The 18,130-nt window shown below is 60.3% G+C and carries 19 protein-coding genes and 1 pseudogene; 11 read left to right on the top strand and 9 right to left on the bottom strand.

Annotation, left to right across the window (positions count from 1 at the left end):
* Positions 1-76: 76 nt before the first annotated feature.
* The gene (locus tag BKP54_RS21685) at positions 77-985 is read right to left on the bottom strand and encodes a DMT family transporter (RefSeq protein ID WP_084814893.1); all 909 of its coding nucleotides are present in this window, start codon (positions 983-985) and stop codon (positions 77-79) included.
* 449 nt (positions 986-1,434) lie between these two features.
* Between BKP54_RS21685 and BKP54_RS21680 the strand changes: the two genes are divergently transcribed.
* Both BKP54_RS21680 and BKP54_RS21675 read left to right on the top strand, forming a co-directional pair.
* Positions 1,435-2,538: a DUF475 domain-containing protein gene (locus BKP54_RS21680; protein ID WP_084814892.1), complete on the top strand. Its 1,104-nt coding sequence runs from the start codon at positions 1,435-1,437 to the stop codon at positions 2,536-2,538.
* Between the two features lie 116 nt (positions 2,539-2,654).
* Positions 2,655-2,927: a hypothetical protein gene (locus tag BKP54_RS21675; protein WP_057223157.1), complete on the top strand. Its 273-nt coding sequence runs from the start codon at positions 2,655-2,657 to the stop codon at positions 2,925-2,927.
* 202 nt (positions 2,928-3,129) lie between these two features.
* Here the strand turns inward: BKP54_RS21675 and BKP54_RS35280 are convergent, their stop codons facing one another.
* From BKP54_RS35280 to BKP54_RS21655, 5 genes are all read right to left on the bottom strand, one after another.
* On the bottom strand, positions 3,130-3,297 hold the full coding sequence (locus BKP54_RS35280; RefSeq protein WP_107028344.1) for a hypothetical protein: 168 nt from the start codon (positions 3,295-3,297) through the stop codon (positions 3,130-3,132).
* 254 nt (positions 3,298-3,551) lie between these two features.
* The gene (locus BKP54_RS21670; RefSeq protein ID WP_084814891.1) at positions 3,552-5,069 is read right to left on the bottom strand and encodes a tripartite tricarboxylate transporter permease; all 1,518 of its coding nucleotides are present in this window, start codon (positions 5,067-5,069) and stop codon (positions 3,552-3,554) included.
* Between the two features lie 14 nt (positions 5,070-5,083).
* Positions 5,084-5,575 (bottom strand): tripartite tricarboxylate transporter TctB family protein, encoded by a 492-nt coding sequence (locus BKP54_RS21665; RefSeq protein ID WP_084814890.1) that lies wholly within the window; start codon positions 5,573-5,575, stop codon positions 5,084-5,086.
* Positions 5,572-6,516 carry a tripartite tricarboxylate transporter substrate binding protein gene (locus tag BKP54_RS21660; RefSeq protein WP_084814889.1) on the bottom strand — a complete coding sequence of 315 codons (945 nt, stop codon included), beginning with the start codon at positions 6,514-6,516 and terminating at the stop codon, positions 5,572-5,574. Before BKP54_RS21660 ends, BKP54_RS21665 begins: the two co-directional genes overlap by 4 nt.
* 452 nt (positions 6,517-6,968) lie before the next feature.
* On the bottom strand, positions 6,969-7,766 hold the full coding sequence (locus BKP54_RS21655; RefSeq protein WP_084814888.1) for an NAD(P)H-dependent oxidoreductase: 798 nt from the start codon (positions 7,764-7,766) through the stop codon (positions 6,969-6,971).
* A 94-nt stretch (positions 7,767-7,860) separates the two neighbouring features.
* Between BKP54_RS21655 and BKP54_RS21650 the strand changes: the two genes are divergently transcribed.
* Positions 7,861-8,775 (top strand): LysR family transcriptional regulator, encoded by a 915-nt coding sequence (locus BKP54_RS21650; protein ID WP_084814887.1) that lies wholly within the window; start codon positions 7,861-7,863, stop codon positions 8,773-8,775.
* 105 nt (positions 8,776-8,880) lie between these two features.
* On the opposite strand, the pseudogene BKP54_RS21645 reads toward BKP54_RS21650, so the two are convergent.
* Positions 8,881-9,087: pseudogene (locus BKP54_RS21645) on the bottom strand (ABC transporter substrate-binding protein); the annotation flags it as partial.
* 263 nt (positions 9,088-9,350) lie between these two features.
* Between BKP54_RS21645 and BKP54_RS21640 the strand changes: the two are divergent.
* Positions 9,351-9,593 (top strand): type II toxin-antitoxin system Phd/YefM family antitoxin, encoded by a 243-nt coding sequence (locus BKP54_RS21640; RefSeq protein ID WP_084814886.1) that lies wholly within the window; start codon positions 9,351-9,353, stop codon positions 9,591-9,593.
* A complete protein-coding gene (locus BKP54_RS21635) occupies positions 9,593-10,048 on the top strand; it encodes a type II toxin-antitoxin system VapC family toxin (RefSeq protein WP_084814885.1) in 456 nt (151 codons plus the stop codon). The genes BKP54_RS21640 and BKP54_RS21635 overlap by 1 nt, the downstream gene beginning before the upstream one ends.
* Before the next feature lie 125 nt (positions 10,049-10,173).
* Here BKP54_RS21635 and BKP54_RS21630 read toward each other — a convergent pair whose 3' ends face one another.
* Complete coding sequence (locus tag BKP54_RS21630) at positions 10,174-11,241, bottom strand: ABC transporter substrate-binding protein (RefSeq protein ID WP_057218798.1); 1,068 nt, start codon at positions 11,239-11,241, stop codon at positions 10,174-10,176.
* A gap of 77 nt (positions 11,242-11,318) precedes the next feature.
* On the opposite strand from BKP54_RS21630, the gene BKP54_RS21625 reads away from it, so the two are divergent.
* From BKP54_RS21625 to BKP54_RS21610, 4 genes are all read left to right on the top strand, one after another.
* Entirely contained in the window at positions 11,319-11,996 is a 678-nt protein-coding gene (locus tag BKP54_RS21625; RefSeq protein ID WP_025429021.1) for a response regulator transcription factor, read from the top strand.
* Positions 11,993-13,372: a sensor histidine kinase gene (locus tag BKP54_RS21620; protein WP_084814884.1), complete on the top strand. Its 1,380-nt coding sequence runs from the start codon at positions 11,993-11,995 to the stop codon at positions 13,370-13,372. The genes BKP54_RS21625 and BKP54_RS21620 overlap by 4 nt, the downstream gene beginning before the upstream one ends.
* Positions 13,373-13,769: 397 nt before the next feature.
* On the top strand, positions 13,770-14,390 hold the full coding sequence (locus tag BKP54_RS21615; protein ID WP_084814938.1) for an NUDIX domain-containing protein: 621 nt from the start codon (positions 13,770-13,772) through the stop codon (positions 14,388-14,390).
* 595 nt (positions 14,391-14,985) lie between these two features.
* The gene (locus BKP54_RS21610; RefSeq protein WP_128090471.1) at positions 14,986-15,696 is read left to right on the top strand and encodes a bifunctional DNA primase/polymerase; all 711 of its coding nucleotides are present in this window, start codon (positions 14,986-14,988) and stop codon (positions 15,694-15,696) included.
* On the opposite strand, the gene BKP54_RS35275 is transcribed toward BKP54_RS21610, so the two are convergent.
* A complete protein-coding gene (locus BKP54_RS35275; protein ID WP_128090470.1) occupies positions 15,693-15,920 on the bottom strand; it encodes a hypothetical protein in 228 nt (75 codons plus the stop codon). The two genes, BKP54_RS21610 and BKP54_RS35275, sit on opposite strands and share 4 nt — an antisense overlap.
* A gap of 491 nt (positions 15,921-16,411) precedes the next feature.
* Between BKP54_RS35275 and BKP54_RS36670 the strand changes: the two genes are divergently transcribed.
* Complete coding sequence (locus BKP54_RS36670) at positions 16,412-16,996, top strand: hypothetical protein (protein WP_245317879.1); 585 nt, start codon at positions 16,412-16,414, stop codon at positions 16,994-16,996.
* A gap of 20 nt (positions 16,997-17,016) precedes the next feature.
* Entirely contained in the window at positions 17,017-17,565 is a 549-nt protein-coding gene (locus BKP54_RS36665) for a hypothetical protein (RefSeq protein WP_245317878.1), read from the top strand.
* The last annotated feature ends 565 nt before the right edge of the window (positions 17,566-18,130 follow it).

Raw genomic sequence — 18,130 nt, 5'->3', positions numbered from 1 at the left:
CTTTGAGACGCGTGCGAGGTAGCAGAGGACGAAGAAGGATGAAACCCTTCGTCCAGAAGTTCCGATCGCCCAATGGCTAGATGGTTCGGCCCCGCTTCTTCAGTTGTTGTTCGCGGAAGAAGATGAAGAGGCCCGAAGCAACAATCAGCCCGGCGCCGATGATGACGGTGGGACGCGGCGTGTCGCCGAAGAACCACCAGCCGAAGACGACGGCCCAAAGGAGCAGCGTGTATTGCAGTGGCACCACCGTCGCCGCATCCGCGAGTTTCAGCGCACGGTTGACCAGAATGTGCGCGAGCATCGCGACGATGCCCAGCATGCCGAGCTGAAGGATCGCCTCGCCATCGACGGGCGCCCAACCGGCTGGGTTGGCGGCAACGCCGACCAGCGAAAAGACCAGCGCGCCGATCACCTGCCAAAAGACCAGTGTCGTATCCGGGGTCGAGCGCAGCGTTCGGCCGAGCATCAGCGCAAAGGCGAAGGCGGCGCTGCCGACAAGGGCGATCAGCGCCGGCAGGCTGAAGGTGTCCTTGGACGGTTCGAGTGCGATCACGACGCCGGCAAAACCGACAAGGATCGCCGTCCACCGCCTCCAGCCGACTTTCTCGTCGAGCAGGAACGGCGAGGCGGCGGCAACATAGATTGGCGCTGCCAGCCAGTAGGTCATGGTGTCGGCGAGCGGCATATAGGCGACGGCGAAATAGAAGGCCGATGCGTCGACGGCAAAAAGCAGCGAGCGCAGCGCCTGGAGCCACGGCCGCTCGACCTTCAACATCGAACGCAGCCCGCGTTTCAGGATGAACGGCGAAAGCACGAGCAGGGCTGCAATGCTGCGAATGACCATCAACTGGCTGACTGAATAGGTCGCCACCAGCCATTTGCCCATGACGTCGTTGAGCGAGAACATCAACATGCCGAGAAGCATGATGATGACACCGGTCCGAGCGGCATTCGGCGCAGTTGCGGAGGCGGCTATTATAGTCATGGGAGCGGCTTTCAAACGTGTTCGCGTGCCTTTGACACATTCCGGCACGCCGATCCATCGCGCTCTTCGAATGGGACGATAAGTTTTACGAATGATTCCGGCCGGGCCGTCCGTCAATCTGCTTGGGATGATTTCAATCTTGGAACACCAGTTCACTCTGTGAGAGATGGCGTTGCCTCTTGACGTAACGCGCGGCGCTGCTACTTAAGGGGTGATCCTGCCGTCCAGACATCGGACCGCGGGATGAACACTGGTGCCGGGCCCCTCTGGCGAGAGTTTTTACGGCGCTCTCGTGATGTCGGTACCGCCAGCAAATTAGCCGGCGGATTAGCTACCATGAAAACTGATCTCATGCCTAACGCATGTGCCCTTTCGGCCGTGCGTGTTTTCGTTTCCAAACCCCATTTCTTCTCAGAACCGGGTGTCGTGCGCGCGAAGGAGGTCCGTCAATGACGCAGCCTCAAACGCACACGACCACCATTGGCTATTTCAAGTGGGCATTCATCGTCACCGCGATCGGCCTGGTGCTTGGCGCCTGGCTCGGCTGGCAGTCGACCGGCACGATCGGCGGTATGGCCGCGGTCTTCTTCATCTGCACCGTGTTGGCCGTTCTCGAAATCTCGCTGTCCTTCGACAACGCGATCGTCAATGCCAACAAGCTGAAGGACATGACCCCGGAATGGCAGCACCGCTTCCTGACCTGGGGTATCATCATCGCCGTCTTCGGCATGCGTATCGTCTTTCCGCTGCTCATCGTCGTCATCGCGGCGGGCATCGGTCCGATCGATGCGATCGTTTTGGCGGCAAGCAAGCCCGAAGAATATGCCCGCATCATGAATGATGCGCATCTGCCGATCGCAGCCTTCGGCGGCACCTTCCTGATGATGGTGGGCCTCACCTACTTCTTCGATCATGAGAAGGATGTGCATTGGATCTCCTGGGTCGAAAGCAAGATGGCGCGTTTCGCCACGATCAAGGGCATCGAAATTGCCTTCGTGCTGGCGCTGATCCTTGGTTTCTCGACCCTGCTCGATCCGGCAGACGCGCATACTTTCGTCTATTCGGGCATCTACGGCCTCTTGACCTTCCTCGTCGTCGAGGTCGTCGGCGGTCTGCTCGACGCGTCGCAGCAGACGATGAGTGCAGCGGCAAAGGGTGGCTTCGGTGCCTTCCTTTACCTCGAAGTGCTTGATGCGAGCTTCTCGTTCGACGGCGTTATCGGCGCCTTCGCGTTGACGCAGAACCTCTTCGTCATCGCCATCGGCCTTGGCATCGGCGCGATGTATGTGCGCTCGATGACGATCATGCTGGTGGAGAAGGGTACGCTCAGCGAATACCGCTACCTGGAACATGGCGCGTTCTACGCCATCCTGATCCTCTCGGTGGTCATGTACTTCCAGACGCTGGTGCACATCCCTGAAGTGATCACCGGCCTCGGCGGCGCTGCCCTGATCGGTATCTCGCTGTGGTCCTCCATCCGCTACAACAAGCGGGAGCGTGAGGCTGAGTTGGGTGGTGAAACCAACCACGGCCACGCTCGCGTCGAGGCATAAACGCCTTCGACCATAGGCGCTCTTAAAAAGGCCCCGGTGCAGGCGCACCGGGGCCTTTTGCATGGAAGTGCCGGGCTGGCATTGCCAAACGGCCATCATCCCTGGATAACCGGTTGATGATTTCAGGCGATCTGAAGCGGGTCTTGGAAGAGGTTTACCGGGCGGGCGCCCATCGGGTGCCAGCCGACGATATCGATTGGCCGCAGGAGCTTCATGCCGCCGTCTTTCGCGCCTTGAACATGCAATACATCACCAGACGCGAGATCGACGGTAGCGTCCGCTTTTCGCTGACGCAGGCGGGATACCGGGCAATCGATGCGGAGGTGCCATGGGGCCGCATCCTGCGGCAGCGCATGCGTGACTTGATGCGCATGGCGACGGGGCGTTAGATCGCTACAGCCTTATGCGCAGTCACGGAAACGCTCTTCTCTTTTCGCAGGCATTTCTTGCCGGAAAACCGCCGGGCACTTCTCCTGCAAATGTGCCGCGACCGAGTGGCCAAAAAACAACGGCCCGCCATCTCTCGATGTCGAGCCGTTTCATCCTTGGGAGGATAAGGCGCCCCGTCGCGACGGGCGCTGGAAATCTCTGTTAGCTGCGGCGTGCGTCCGGGAAGTTGGCCGGATCGATGCCGAGCGTGCGCAGGTCGCTCGCCTTCGGGCGGCGGTGGCCTTCGACAGCAGCGGCAGCGGCGCTAGCGGCGCCGAGAACTGCGAATGCGCGGCCGATGAAACCGTTGCGGTAAGTTGTGGTAGCCATCTCTTTGCTCGCTTTCGTTTTCTCTCTGATGAGCAAAAGATGGGGTTTGTCATGTCTTTTTGCAATGCACAATTGGACACTCCAGCCATGCAACGGAAGCAGGCCCGGTCGACTATCCATCGACCGGGCCTGCTGATTGAGACTTGGGAGGCTCCTGCATAATTCGCCAAATCGGAGACGATTTGAGGAAGATTATGCCGAAGGTCTAAGCATTGCTGCACTGCACCCGAATGGGTGCGACGCGGCGGGGCTATTTAGTCTTCGTTGGCGGCGAACTGTGCCAGCACTTCGCCACGTCCGCGGGCCCTGAGGATAAGCGGGATGATCAGTGCCGCAGCGGCAATGACCAAGAGCACGGCGGCGATCGGCGATGTGAAGAGGACGCTGACGTCGCCCTGGCTGATTGCCAGCGCCCGGCGGAGCTGCTGCTCTGCGAGCGGCCCGAGGATCAGGCCGACGACGACAGGGGCAATCGGATAGCCGAACACCCGCATGGCATAGCCGAGCAGACCAAAGGCGAGCAGCATGCCCAGTTCGTAGACCGACGGGTTGGCGCCGATGGTGCCGAGCGTCGCAAACAGCAGGATGCCTGCGTAAAGCCAAGGCTTTGGAATGGTCAGCAGCTTAACCCAAAGGCCGATCAGCGGCAGGTTCAGGACCAGCAGCATGAAGTTGGCAATCAGGAGGCTGGCGATCAGACCCCAGACGAGCTGCGGGTTGGTGGCAAACAACAGCGGACCGGGCTGCAGCCCATACTGCTGGAAGCCGGCAAGCATGATCGCCGCTGTCGCCGTCGTCGGCAGGCCGAGCGTCAGGAGCGGCACGAGCGTACCGGCAGCGGATGCATTGTTGGCAGCTTCCGGTCCGGCAACGCCTTCAATGGCGCCGTTGCCGAACTCTTCCGGATGCTTGGCCAGACGCTTTTCCGCTGCATAGGACAGGAAGGTGCCGATCTCGGCGCCGCCGGCCGGCATAGCGCCGATCGGGAAACCAATAACCGTGCCGCGAAGCCAGGGCTTCCACGAGCGCGCCCAGTCGGCCTTGCTCATCCAGATCGAACCGCGCACGGCCTCGACCTTGTCCGGGCCCTTCTCGCCTTGTGCAGCAATAAACAGTGTCTCGCCGATCGCGAACATTGCCACTGCAAGCGTCGTGACCTCGATACCATCAAGCAACTCGGGAACACCAAAGGAAAGGCGCGCCTGTCCAGTCAACTGGTCGATGCCGACGACGGAAAGCGCCAGGCCGACAAAGAGCGCTGTCAGGCCGCGAAGCGTGGAATCGCCGAACGCAGATGAAACGGTCACGAAGGCGAGAACCATCAGCGCGAAATATTCGCGCGGACCGAAGACCAGGGCGAGCTTGACGATATAGGGCGCGATGAAGGCAAGGCCGAGCGTCGCGATCAGGCCGGCAACGAACGAGCCGATGGCGGCAGTCGCAAGTGCAGGTCCGCCCCTTCCGGCACGCGCCATCTTGTTGCCTTCGAGCGCGGTGACGATCGAGGCGCTTTCGCCTGGCGTATTGAGCAGGATCGAGGTGGTCGAGCCGCCATACATGCCGCCGTAATAGATACCGGCGAACATGATCAGCGAGCCGGCCGGATCGAGCTGGTAGGTGACAGGCAGCAGAAGCGCAACGGTCAGGGCCGGGCCGATGCCGGGAAGAACGCCGACGGCCGTTCCCAGTGTCACGCCGATCAGCGCGTAAAGCAGGTTCATCGGCTGGGCAGCAACCCATAGTCCCTGCAACAGGAATTCAAAAGTAGCCATGGTCTACGGCCCTCTTAGAAGAACAGATGTTCAAGCGGCCCTGCGGGCAGCGACAACTGCAGGAGCTTGGCGAAAATCACCCAGACGGCAAAACAGAGCGCGATACCAACTGGCAGGGAGAACCAGAGCTTGCGCTTGCCAAACCCGCGCGCGGTGAGCGCAAAGAGAATGCCGGTGGCGATCGAAAAGCCTGCGACGTTCAAGAGCAGCATCTGCGCTGCAAGCCCGGCGACGATCCAGATGACCGGTGAGATTTCCTGGTGCTCGCGGTCGGGGAAATCGTTTCGGAATGCGGCAAAGATGGTCCAGACGGCGAGGGCCGCAAGACAGCAGGCGATCGCATAGGGGACCGTCGTCGGTCCGACCTGGGAGTAACCGGCAGCGCCTGCCAGGCGCGACACGTCCCAGAAAATGAGGCCAGCGATGGCGGCCAGCACGGCCGCGATGAAGAGCGCCGCCCGATCCGGGCGACGCGTTGTGGTCGAAGGGTTGAGCCCCTTGGTCATTTCACCAGTCCAATGTCTTTGAGGACGCCTTCGGTGGCCGAAACGTCCTTTTCGAGCTGGGCGGCGAAAGCGTCGCCTGCGAGGTAGCTATCCTGCCAACCCTTTGTCTTCAGGACTTCCTGCCAGCCGGCCGACTTGGCGAGCTTTTCGACGTCGGCCGAAACGGCTGCCTTCTGTTCGTCGGTGAGGCCGGGTGCTGCTGCAACCATGCGCCAGTTTTCAACGACGACGTCGAGGCCGGATTCCTTCAGCGTCGGCGCGTCGATGCCGGGGAGGCGCTCGCCGCTCGATACTGCGATCAGGCGCAGCGTGCCGGCCTTGACCTGGGCTTCGAACTCGCCGTAGCCGGAAATGCCGGCCGTAACCTGGCTGCCGAGGATGGCTGCGAGGGCCTCGCCGCCGCCGGAATAGGCGATGTAGTTGATCTTGGTCGGGTCGACACCAGCCGCCTTGGCAATCAGGCCAACGGCGATGTGGTCGGTACCGCCGGCAGAGCCGCCAGCCCAGGAAACGGCGCCCGGAGCCTTCTTGAGGGCTTCGACGAGGTCAGCCATTGTCTTGATCTCGGACGCGGCCGGAACGACGATCGCTTCATATTCGCCGGTGAGGCGTGCGATCGGAGTGACATCCTTGAGGGTAACCGGCGACTTGTTGGTCAGGATGGCGCCGACCATGACGTAACCGCCGACGATCAGGGCGTTCGGGTTGCCCTTCTGCTGGCTTGCGAACTGGGCGAGGCCGATGGTGCCGCCGGCGCCCGGTACGTTCTGAACCTGAACGTTGCCGGAAATGCCTTCCTGCTGCATTACGGTCTGGAGCGAGCGAGCCGTCTGGTCCCAGCCGCCGCCCGGATTTGCCGGAGCGATGATGGTGTAGTCAGCCGCATAGGCCGGCAGCGCCATTGCGCCGGCGAGAATGGATGCCAGGAAAAAGTGTTTCAAGGTGAGTCCTCCATGAGGCGCGATTTTCCACGCGCACGTTGTTTCTGCGTGCGAACGGGAAGACGCGACGGTGCCCAAAGGACCCTTGTCGCTGACCGGATTGGTGACTTCCTCCCAGTGCGCAACCGGCGAGCCCGCCTCCACGGGGCGCCAGCGACTGCTAAGCCATCATAGAAAGCTGACATTAAGCTGACATCAAGTCCTCATTGCGAAAATGAAGCGTAGTGTTTACGGAATCTTAGCCGCTTCTTGCCCTCCGACGCTGGTCGGTAAGGCAAGAGAGAGGCGACGGTCGCCCGAAACACCGCAGATAACGTCATCGGCGCTGCTAGGCAGCCAGAATCAGTTCATCTCGATCGTTCCCGTGGCGGTCAGATCGGCCGCCGACGATCTGCATCCCGCGGAAGGTTCGCTTTCGGCGACCGATCTGGAAATGTGTTCGAAACGCTGTTCTAACCCGCTGTCGCGATGCCGTTGAGATGAAGCGAGAAGCCAGTTGCGGTCGGTTCGCCCAGTCCGGGGCGCAATTCGAGGCTCGGGATGAGATAGTCGCCGCCGTTCTGACGCCGGTAGGGGATAGGCGGCGTGGTCGAAAGCGTCCTCATCCGCCCGCGCAGGCGCTCGGAAAGATCTTCGAAGCCGGCCTCGTCGATGCGATCGACCCGGTAGGCCACGAACGGTGGCAGCACATCATATCCGGGATAGTAAAGGATACCGTGGTTGATGGGAAACAACAGGTCGTCGATCGGTCCGTTGACCCCGCGGGCCGAGTAGTGTTCCTGCCAGCCGCCGGTGGTGACGATCAGCATCGCTCGCTTGCCCTTGAACGTGCCCTGGCCAAACCGGTCGCCCCAATAGGTGTCGTTGTGTTCGCCGACGCCATAGGCAAATCCGTAGGCATAGACCCGGTCCACCCAGCCTTTCAGGATCGCTGGCATTGTGTACCACCAGAGCGGAAACTGCAGGATGAGTGTATCCGCCCATAAGAGCTTCTCGTGTTCCTGCTTCACATCCTGCGTCAGGGTATCGGTCGTGAAGGCCTCTTTCGAGGCGCGGCTCGGCTTGAACTGCGTGTCTGCTGCAAGCGAAGGAAAGTCGGCCCGATCGACTTCGGATTTCCAATTGTCGGCATAGAGGTCGGAGACACGGACCTCGTGACCCTGGGCTTCGAGTTCACGGATGGCGACGTCGCGGAGCGCGCCGTTGAGCGAACGCGGTTCTGGATGGGCGAAAACAAGCAAAACTTTCATGGTCAGTATTCCTGTGATGAGAAACCGACCCCTGATGTAGACGACACCCAAGCGTTTCACTATAACTTGGGAATGCATATGATTGTGCCGAAAAATGGATAAGTCCGACATCACGCTCGAACGCATGCGGACATTCGTGCGCGTTGCCGAGCGTGGCAGCCTGTCAGCCGTTGCGCGGGAACTCGAGCTCGGGCAGTCGACGGTCACGCGGCATTTGCGCGAACTGGAGGAGGCGCTGGGCGTGCCTCTCATCAGCCGCACGACCCGGCGCGTGACGATGACCGACGAGGGTAGCAGGTACTATGCCAAAAGCGTCCAGATCCTGCGCCTCGTGGAGCAGGCCGGTGACGAGGCACGCGGCACCCGTGGTGCCTCGGCCGGCACGATCCGGGTCTCCTGCACCGCGGCTTTCGGCGTTCTGCACGCCACGCGACTGATCTTTGCCTTTCAGGAGAAATACCCGGATATCGGTGTTGATCTCAGCCTGACGGACGAGCGCATCGATCTTGTGCGGGAGGGCATCGACATCGCGCTCCGCCTGGGGCCGCTCAACGACAGTTCGCTGAAACTGCGGGCACTGGGCCAAAGCCAGCGTCTGCTGGTCGCCGCGCCGGACTATCTCGCCAGGCGAGGGACACCGGTCGTTCCCCGGGATCTATCGGACCATGAGGGCATTCGCATGTCGAATGTGGCGGGCAGCGATATGCTGGAACTTCACGGGAACACCGGTGAGCAGCATATGGTGCCCTTTCACGGGCGTCTCCGGGTTGACCATGGATTGGCGGCCCGCGAGGCGCTCGTCGCCGGCCGCGGCATCGCCCCCGCGCACCGTTGGTTGGTCGACGATCTGCTTGCTGATGGCCGACTGATGCCCATCCTTCCGGACTATGTTCTGCCGGCCGTGCCCTTGAGCATGCTGATCGTGCCGGAGCGGGCAGGCATTGCCCGTGTGCGGTTGCTTGTTGACTATCTCGCGGAACGGATCAGCGACATTCCGGGTCTGGAGTAACCGGGTTGCGCTGACACACGACCGTCCATGGACGCAGACACGTTTGAGCGATCCCATATTGATCGAGGCCAACGAAACAGATTTCACCGGGTTGAACCGTTGGAGCTAGTGGAGCCGCAGAACCTCGTTCCAGCGGGCGATCAGCCGGGACCGCTTGACCTGATCGAGATAGACCATCAGCCCGGGGCTGACGGGCATCGGACGCAACTGGGCGCCGAGCATTTCCTGCATGGTGTTGGCGGTGGTTTCGCCAGCGACATCCGGGCTGACGGCGGGGATCTGCAATTGCCGCGCCATAATCGTCTGGCCTTCCGGCAGACGCAGCGCCACCGTCGCGAGACCCGTTCCGATCAGGTCTATGGGGGCGACGGCAACTGGATGAGCATGCCGCCCACTTGTGAAGTGAAATTGCTACCGAGCTGCGCGCTTTGGCCTCAAATCTGCAGAGAAAGCACTCATCGGCATTGTATGGTGGCACGGTGCTGTGCAAACACAGGACGTCTAAGCCCTTTGGCTCTCGCTAGGGAGCGTCGATGCGACAATATGACTACTGTGGTCATTATTTGGAGGCCGACATGAAAGAGATCCAGCTCAAGGATGCCAAGGCAACGCTTTCTGCTGTTGTCGATCAGGCGGTTCAAGGCAATCCTACGATCATCACCCGGCACGGCAGAAAGGAAGCAGTAGTGCTTTCGTTCTCGGAGTATGAAAAGCTGAAACAGGTTCCGAGTTTTGGACGGCTCCTAGCTTCCTATCCAGGTGATGAGGACGATATCCCACTGCGCGGTAACAAACCGAGCCGGATCATTGATCTCTGATGTTTCTGGTCGATACGAACGTGATATCTGCGCTTGCCCCGTCCAAACGTCAAAGTTCCGATCAGCTTGTCGAATGGCTCGATAAAGCCAGTTCGCAGCTGTTCCTATCTGCTATTTCGGCCGCTGAGGTTAATTCAGGGATCACGAAGGCGGAACGAGAAGGTGCGACTACCAAGGCGCAGCGGTTAAAAGATTGGTGGGAAATCATAGAGTATCTGTACGCGCAGAAGCTGCTGCCGTTCGATCAGCAATGCGCGCGTGCAGCCGGGCAGATTCTAGATGACGCTCGTGCCCAGCAGTCGGGTTTCGAGGATATTGTGATAGCTGCCACAGCCCAAGTGCATGGCCTGACTGTTTTGACACGCAATCTGCGTCTTTTTGGACCGTTAGGCGTTCGAGCACTCGATCCCTTCGAGGCACTGCCGGAGTTACAGGGTAGGGCTTTTCTCTTATAGCGCTGCGGCTTCCGTGAATTGATGCAGAAACGCTCTCGTTTCGGCCGCGCCGAAAGTCCAAGGTGCTGTCGTCGGCTGCTAGGCACCCAACCTCTGCCGGTGGGCACCCGGTCGAAACGCTGGAACTAGTGGAGCCGCAGAACCTCGTTCCAGCGGGCGATCAGCCGGGACCGCTTGACCTGATCGAGATAGACCATCAGCCCGGGGCTGACGGGCACCGGCCGCAATTGGGCACCGAGCATTTCCTGCATGGTGTTGGCGGTGTTTTCGCCGGCGACATCCGGGCTGACGGCGGGGATCTGCAATTGCCGCGCCATGATGGTCTGGCCTTCCTTGGACATGAAGAATTCCAGATAGCGACGACCGAGGTCGGGAGAAGCGGACGCCTGCGGCACGAGACCGATCCGCGACATCACTACGGTATAGTCCTTGGGCAGGACGATGCCGACATCCGGGTGTCGGGCTGCCCAATCGGCGGCGTAGGAGCCGAGGATGTTGTAGCCGAGCACGAACCGCCCGTCGGCGACCCGTTCCAAAATGGCCTGGCTGGTAGAATAGAGTTTGACGCCGGCAGCGCCCATCGCCTGGATGACATCCCAGATGTCGCCGAACTGCTCCTGGTCGCGCGACATGAAGAGAAAGCCGACGCCGGAGCGCTCGATGTCATAGGTGCCGATCCGGCCGAAGACATCGGCGCCCTGACGCTTGAGATAGGCGACGAATTCGGCGCGGGTCGAAGGCGGCGCTTCCTTGGTAAAGCTCGGCTTGTGATAGACGAAGACCGCCGGTTCGAACGTCAAGGCATAGGCGGTATTGCGCCAATTGGCCCAGGTCGGCCAGCGGCCGCTCATCGGCAGGTCGCTGCGCTGGGCATAGCCGTCGTTGCTCAACTTGACTTGCAGGTCCATCGCAGATGAGAAGGCGAAGTCCGCGGTCTTCAACCCCGCATCGGTTTCCTTGACGATCCGGTCGTAGATCTCCCCCGTCAGCATATCCTCATAGCGCACCGCGACATCCGGATTGGCTTTTTGAAAGCCGAGGATCATTGGTTTTGCGAGCGGCTCGTCGAGCGAGGAATAGACGACCAGCGTCCTGGCGTCGGAGGCACCTGAAAGCGCCGGAAAAATGACCGGTGCGGCCAGAAGCAGCCGGGGACAAAGAACCAAAAAGAGAAAAGAAATCAAGTACCGCATAAATCTACAATGCCTCAGCGCGCCACCGTTCACAAGCAAGGCAACGGCGGATAGAGTGAAGCGGGGAGTGAAGACAATTGCGCATATTGCTTGTTGAAGACAATCAGGTCCTTGCCGAGGGTCTGTCGGCCATCCTGCGTGGTAGCGGCTATGCCGTCGACGTCGTCAGCGACGGCGCGTCGGCCCACGCGGTTGCCGCGGCCGAGACGTTTGATCTGGTGATCCTCGACCTCAACCTGCCCGAGATGGACGGGCTCGATGTGTTGCGGGCGATGCGTGCCCGGCAAAACAGCGCGGCAGTGTTGATCTTGACGGCGCGGGGCACGCCGGAGGAGCGGGTGAAGGGCCTCGATCTCGGCGCCGACGATTACATGATCAAGCCGTTCGATATCGGCGAGTTTGAAGCGCGCGTGCGCGTACTGCTTCGCCGCCAGGCGGGATTGCGGGCGTCGACTGTTAGCTACGGTAACGTCTCGCTCGACCTCAATGCGCGCAGCTTTTCATCAGGCGGCGTGCCGATCGAAATTCCGGCCCGGGAGCTCGGGCTCCTCGAACTCCTGTTCATGCGCGCCGGCAAGGTCGTCGCCAAGGAGGCGATCATGCAATCGCTGACCGGCTTTGACGACGATCTGAGCCCGAATGCGATCGAACAATATGTGAGCCGCCTCAGGAAACGGCTTGCGCCACACGGCCTGACGGTCAGAACGGCGCGCGGTATCGGCTACTATCTCGACAAAGCGGCCGGGCCGGAATGAGGGCGGCGGTCTATTCCCTTCGCCGCAGGCTGCTGGGCTGGCTGTTGATCTCAACTGCCGTCATCGGCGTCGTGGCGCTGACCGATACCTACCGCGAGGCGGTGACAACAGCCAATGTTGTGTCGGATCGCGTTCTCGCCGGTTCGGCGCTCGCCATCGCCGAGCGCGTAGTTGTTGCAGAGGATGGGTCGCTTGAAGTCGATATCCCCTATGTGGCGCTGGAGATGCTGACATCTGCGGCGCAGGATCGCGTCTTCTACCGGGTCGATGGTCCTCCAGGACAATTTATTACCGGTTACCAGACCCTTCCTTCCCTCGATGAAGTCCCCGGCAGTTCGACGACCTTTGCCGACTCCTCGTTCCGCGGCGAGCCCATCCGGATCGCGGCACTGCGCCGCTCGGCCTCGACAGGCATCAACTCGGTTCCTTTTGTCGTGACGGTTGCCGAAACGACCATCGCGCGCCGACAGCTGGCGCAGACGATTCTCGTTCGTTCCGCCTTGCGCCTCGGCCTGATGATCGCCGGTGCCGCGGTCATCGTCTGGATTGCCGTTACCTTCTCGCTACGGCCGCTCTATCGCTTAGGCGATGCGATCGCCGAGCGCAGTCCCGACGATTTGCATCCAATCGGCGAGCGCGTGCCCAACGAAGTCCAGGGGCTTGTCGACACGGTCAATTCGTTCATGGGGCGTCTTCAGTCGGCGCTCGACGCGCTGCGCAATTTTACCGGCAACGCCAGCCATCAGCTGCGCACCCCGCTCGCAATCATCCGAACGCAGCTGGCTTTGGCACTGCGCGCAGACTCGATCGAGGACACCAAGAAGGCGGTGAAGAAGGCCGACGAGGCCGTTGCGAACGCCGAGCGCATTCTGACGCAGTTGCTTTTGATGGCAAAGATCGACGCTGCTGGCAAGGACGAGGCGCGCAAGCTGGAGCGGATCGACCTGGTTGAGTTGGCACGCGGTATCACCGCCGAACATGTGCCGGCCGCCGGAGACGCCGGCATCGATCTGGGTTTCGACGGCGAGGGCGAAGCCTTCGTTCGTGCAGAGCCTTTGCTGGTCGGCGAGATGCTGAAGAACCTGATCGGCAACGCGCTGCTCTATGCCGGGCGAGGGGCGGAGGTCACGACGCGGGTGAGCGAAAAGGAAGGCGCCGTATCCCTGGAGGTCGAAGACAGTGGACCCGGGATCAGGCCGGAATTGCGCGAGGGCGTGCTCAGGCGGTTTCAGCGCGGCGCGAGCGAAGCGCCTGGAACGGGGCTCGGTCTGCCGATCGTCGAGGAAATTGCTGCCCTCTACGGTGCGAGAACCAGCCTGACCGATGGAGCAGGAGGACGCGGGCTTAGGGTTGCCATCCTGTTTCCCGCCGGCTGAACAGGGCGGGCCGCTCGGTCTTCATCCAGCACCGACAAATAGAGCGATTCAACAGTTGTAGACCACCGATCCATAGATCGGTGCTCGATCCAGCGAACGGAACGTATCCATCCCAGGATCTGCATCGGCACATCATTCGAGAACCCGCTTCGAGGCTGCGAAGCGAGCTGGCGTTGCGCCATAGTCCCGACCACGAGCAAAGGAGGCGCTATTCAAAGCGGTTCGGAGAGCGCGCCATCAAGTTTTCCCGCGCAACGTGCGGTGCTTGGGGAGGCGCGCTGCATGCGCATAATTTTTGCCTGCACGAAACTGCTTGACATTGCACGAAAATGCACGAATGTTGCCTTACACAAGGATGGCGACTTCTGCTGACCTTGCCACAATGAAGGAGGTCACGATGAGCATTGCACACCGCGTTCGCGTAGAGGATGTCACCATCCTCTCGGACGACTGGTATGTCCTAAAGAAGACGACTTTTTCCTTCCTGCGCGCCGACGGCAATTGGCAGCGACAGTCGCGAGAGACCTACGACCGGGGAAACGGTGCGACGATCCTTCTCTACGATCCGAAACGCCGCACGGTGATACTCACCCGTCAGTTTCGCTATCCAGCCTTCGTCAACGGTCATGACGACCTTCTCATCGAAGCGCCGGCCGGATTGCTCGACAATGCCGAGCCGGAAGCACGCATCCGTGCAGAAACGGAAGAGGAGACAGGCTTTCGTGTGCGCGACGTACGCCTGGCGTTCGACGCATTCATGAGCCCTGGCTCCGTAACGGAGCGGCTGCATTTCTTCGTTGGCGAGTACCAGCCAGGCGACCAGGCTTCGGCGGGAGGTGGCAACGAGGCCGAAGGGGAGGATATTGCCGTCCTGGAAATTGGTATCGACGAGGCGCTTGCGATGGTCGGCTCGGGGGCGATTCGGGATGGAAAAACGATTATGCTGCTGCAGTACGCCGCCTTGAACCTCTTCTCCAATCGCGCGCCAATAGACGTTGGTGCAGCAAGCCCTTCCTGAGGCGGTAGCAGTCACCGGCCGTCGCGGCAGTCTTCAACTATTTGCGATAAAAGTACGACGCAGTCTTCCGTCCGGATTTGCGTCCGACCTGGTGCATCAGCCCAGAGGCTGCACCTTATTTTGCTGGGCGCACGAAACCGCAAACTTGGCCAACACCCCGCGCCGGTATTCGGCCTTAGCTGAAAAAGGGTCCGACGCCGAGGATCTCCTTTTCCGGAAGGTCGAGCTGCAAAAACTGGCATGAGCGTCGATGACGCCGCCGTCTTTGAAGAGCGCGACACGCTCATGCGCTGGAACTACGTCGCCTGAACGGCCCCAGCATGCCGCAAGCGGACAAGGATTGGAGGTGTCCGTCTCTCCGCCGCTTTTACGGACCTTATGGTCCGCATCTTCGCTGATAGGTATAGTATATTCCATATAGTCTCAAAATCCTAGTTGTTTGACAAATGCGTCAAGTAATTTATTTCGGTGCTAAGCAAATAAGTTCGTTGGGGAAAATGTAAAACGGTACTATATAGTTCATACAGATGCATTTGTGGTGGATGCGTCTTTGTTGCGGGGTGGTGCCCGCGAGACCGGAGTAATCCGGAGTAAATTGCAGCTCCTGCTGCAGGCAATGGGTCTTCCGCCTAGACCGGCGCCTGAGGCGTCAAGCAATGTCAACCCGGCCATGGCGCGCCGGTCACCGAACCTTCTCAACATCAACTCTATTGAAATGACGCCGGGATTCCGTGTCCGTGCGTCCGAAAGAGGAGCATCGGGCGAGAAAACAGGATTCTTCGCGCTCGGCGTGGACGTGAAGCAAGGCAAGCACGGTGGCGTCAATCTCGCCGCCCTTGAGGCCGAGCACGCGCCGCTGCCGTCGACCGTTGTTGTGCAGACGGCAACGGGAGGATCCCACTTCCTCTTCAAGCACATCGCCGACGCATCAGCACTGGTCGACGACGTCCGCTTGGCCTACGCAATTTGGCCGGCCGATGATGCGAGGGCGAAGCGAATTTGCAGGGACATCGCCAGGAATACATTGCCAACAAAGTCGTGTTCGGTGGTGTTGTTAAGACCAACGGCCCTGCCAAGAATAATAAGCACGCTTGTTCGCAACGAGTTTGGTCTCCCTGTCGATCGGACTTCGAGCATCGGCGGGCAGCCGCACCTACCCAAAAGGGTCTTCTTGGCGCGCCTGTCGTGGCCGTCGAAGGGGCGGCCGCGTCTGGGCAACCGTTCACAAAGACGGGTGCGACAGGTCTCTATGCCATGTGGGAGCGTCTTCCAGAGGAACTTCGGGCGGTATCGCGCCACCGCCTAGAGGCGCTCGCTGCGAGTGTGATCGAGCGTGGTGCAATCATGTTTTGCCTTGCAAAAGGAACGACGGCGAAGTTTTCGACGTGCCGGGCGGGCGTTTGCAATCGGCCCTGGCGAGTTCAGGAAAGGCGGCGGCAAGGTAGCCATTCCGGCCCGCGTATGCATTTCCACTAATGTCGGAATTCCGGAAATGGTGGAAGTAATTGAAAAAAATGGCATTTCATCCATTTGTTACCCCCTAAAGGGGGGATGGTTATTAGCAACATTCCCCCGCTGGGTGTGGGGATCAACCGAGGAGAACACCATGATCAAGTCGGAAGCATTGAACTCGTGAGTAGGCGGCTGCGATCTGCCGAAGAATCCGCCCGGCGAGAAAGCGCCCTAGCCAAGTCGGCAATGTACACGCTCGCGGCTGACAGCACCGCGCCGCGGGATTCGAGAAGGCGGGGCGATCACTACCGCTCGCGCCTGGCCTATGCACACCGAATAATCGAGGTGCTTCAAATCAGGGTGAAGGAACTGGAGGCCGAGCGCAGGACGCCGAATATTCCCTAAGTCTGTGCGTTACCCGCAGAGAAGCTGAGGAAGAGAGGCTTGCCGCCTTTCGACTTGCCAGAGGCAAGGCCTCGCTCCTCGCGGAACGGCCGCGCGGCATACCAACCATGATGTCTGAGGATATCGACAAGATCCCCGACCCGAAACCCAGGTGGAGCAAGTAAATGGCCAATCCTCAGAAGCATCGCGATCTGTCGGAATTATCCGCACTTCTCGCGTCGCACACCGTCCCGGCATCAGCAAAGCCCAAGGCACGTGTTATCGCGCCAGCGAACGACAACAAACCTGCGCCATCTGTTTTGGCGTGGCCGGCATTTGAGCGTCTTGCCTACAGGGGAGACTATGCCCGCCTTTTCGCACTTCGCCACTGGAAGAACATGTGCTTCCCAGGCTCCGAAGTAGTGGCGTCAGAGGAAGATGGCTTGGCGACTGCGACCAAGTCGGAGATGAGGCCCACTGAAGGAGAACTTCTTACCGCCGCCGGTTGGACTATCATCGGCCGCGAACCATGGCATTGGACGGGCAAGGAGGAGAATGTCTACGAGGCTTGCGAAGTCGCCGGAACACGTCGGAAAAGCAAGAATGGCGGCGAGGATAGCCAACTCGGGGATCTTCTTTTCCGCGACGGTAGGCTCATTGAATGGGGACGAACATCGAAGGGTGCCGCTCTCCGGCCCGTTGAGCGGCCGCGCGGCTCCAAAGTGGGACCACTTCGACTAGGTATGATGCTGCAATCTGGGCGTACTTGAAGCTGCGGGGAGCGTCTCCCTTGACGCCCAAACCCTATTCGAAGCCCCTTTCGGGCGAACCGGCTATCGGCGACATGAATGTGCACCTGCCGCGCGAAGAACCGAACGCGAAAGACAAGCACGGCCGATTTGGCGCGGTCGAGGGACGAGAGCTCCTGCAGAGTTTCGGAGTCGATGGTTCGGTGCCATTTGAGAACTTGCCGGTTCCGGCGACCCGTTGCCCGGATGTGCTTGTTTCAGGTCCACAGTGGGTGGGTGGAGTGAAAAAGCCGAAACCATTGTGCGAAATTTCGACAGCCGCCGGACAAGAGCCAGAGTCAGTGCGGAAGGTCGAAGCTCTCAACTACGTTGAATATCTCCGTCACCATCTCGGGCGGCATGCGCTAGTGCTCGATATGGCGATAACCGACGCAGCAGCCAAAACGATTGGCATCGCAATGGGGCAGGCGCCCGCGTACGCAGAAAAGCGTGGTCTGTCACTCATTGACGCTGCGATCGATGCGCTGATCAATCTTGATGAGACGGCACGAGTGGAAATTGCGCCATTGGAGGAGAAAATCGCGGCCTGATGTCCGGTCAGGCGCATGTTCAAATCGTATTTAATTGAATGGTTGAATTTCCCAAAGGCCGCCATCGTGCGGCCTTCTTACTTTGAGGCGCTGTCGGGCCGCGGACGTTGTAAACTCGCGAGCATTGCCGGGCCTGCCTCAATACCCCATTGCCTCGGTTATCCTCTCGCTGCCTTAGTGATCGAGCGGCTACCTCCCTTCGGGTCGAGGTAGCCGCTCTTTGTTATTGCGCCGGCGTCGTTGTCGACGGCTGAGTAGTGGATGGCTGTGTGGTGGATGGCTGGGTAGACGGCGCCGTCGTCGTCGGCTCTGTGGTCGACGGGGTCGTAGTTGACGGTGCGGTAGTGGTGGTCGATGGGGCGGTGGTAGTCGGCTCTGTCGTCGACGGTTGAGTGGTCGTGGACGGAGTTGTTGTCGGCTCAGTAGTGGTCGCCGGCGGGGTTGCCGTTTCTGTTGTCGCTTCCTTCTTTGGCATTAGAACGACGACGAGGATGATGACAACCACGGCAAGAATTATTCCGAGGATGGTATTTCGGCTCATGCTTCACTCCTCTTGGATGCATCC

Source organism: Ensifer sp. 1H6 (genome assembly GCF_001976035.1).
In the GTDB taxonomy this organism is placed as follows: domain Bacteria; phylum Pseudomonadota; class Alphaproteobacteria; order Rhizobiales; family Rhizobiaceae; genus Ensifer; species Ensifer canadensis.
Note: the sequence above shows the minus strand (reverse complement) of the source record. Positions and strands in the feature narration are given on the sequence as shown.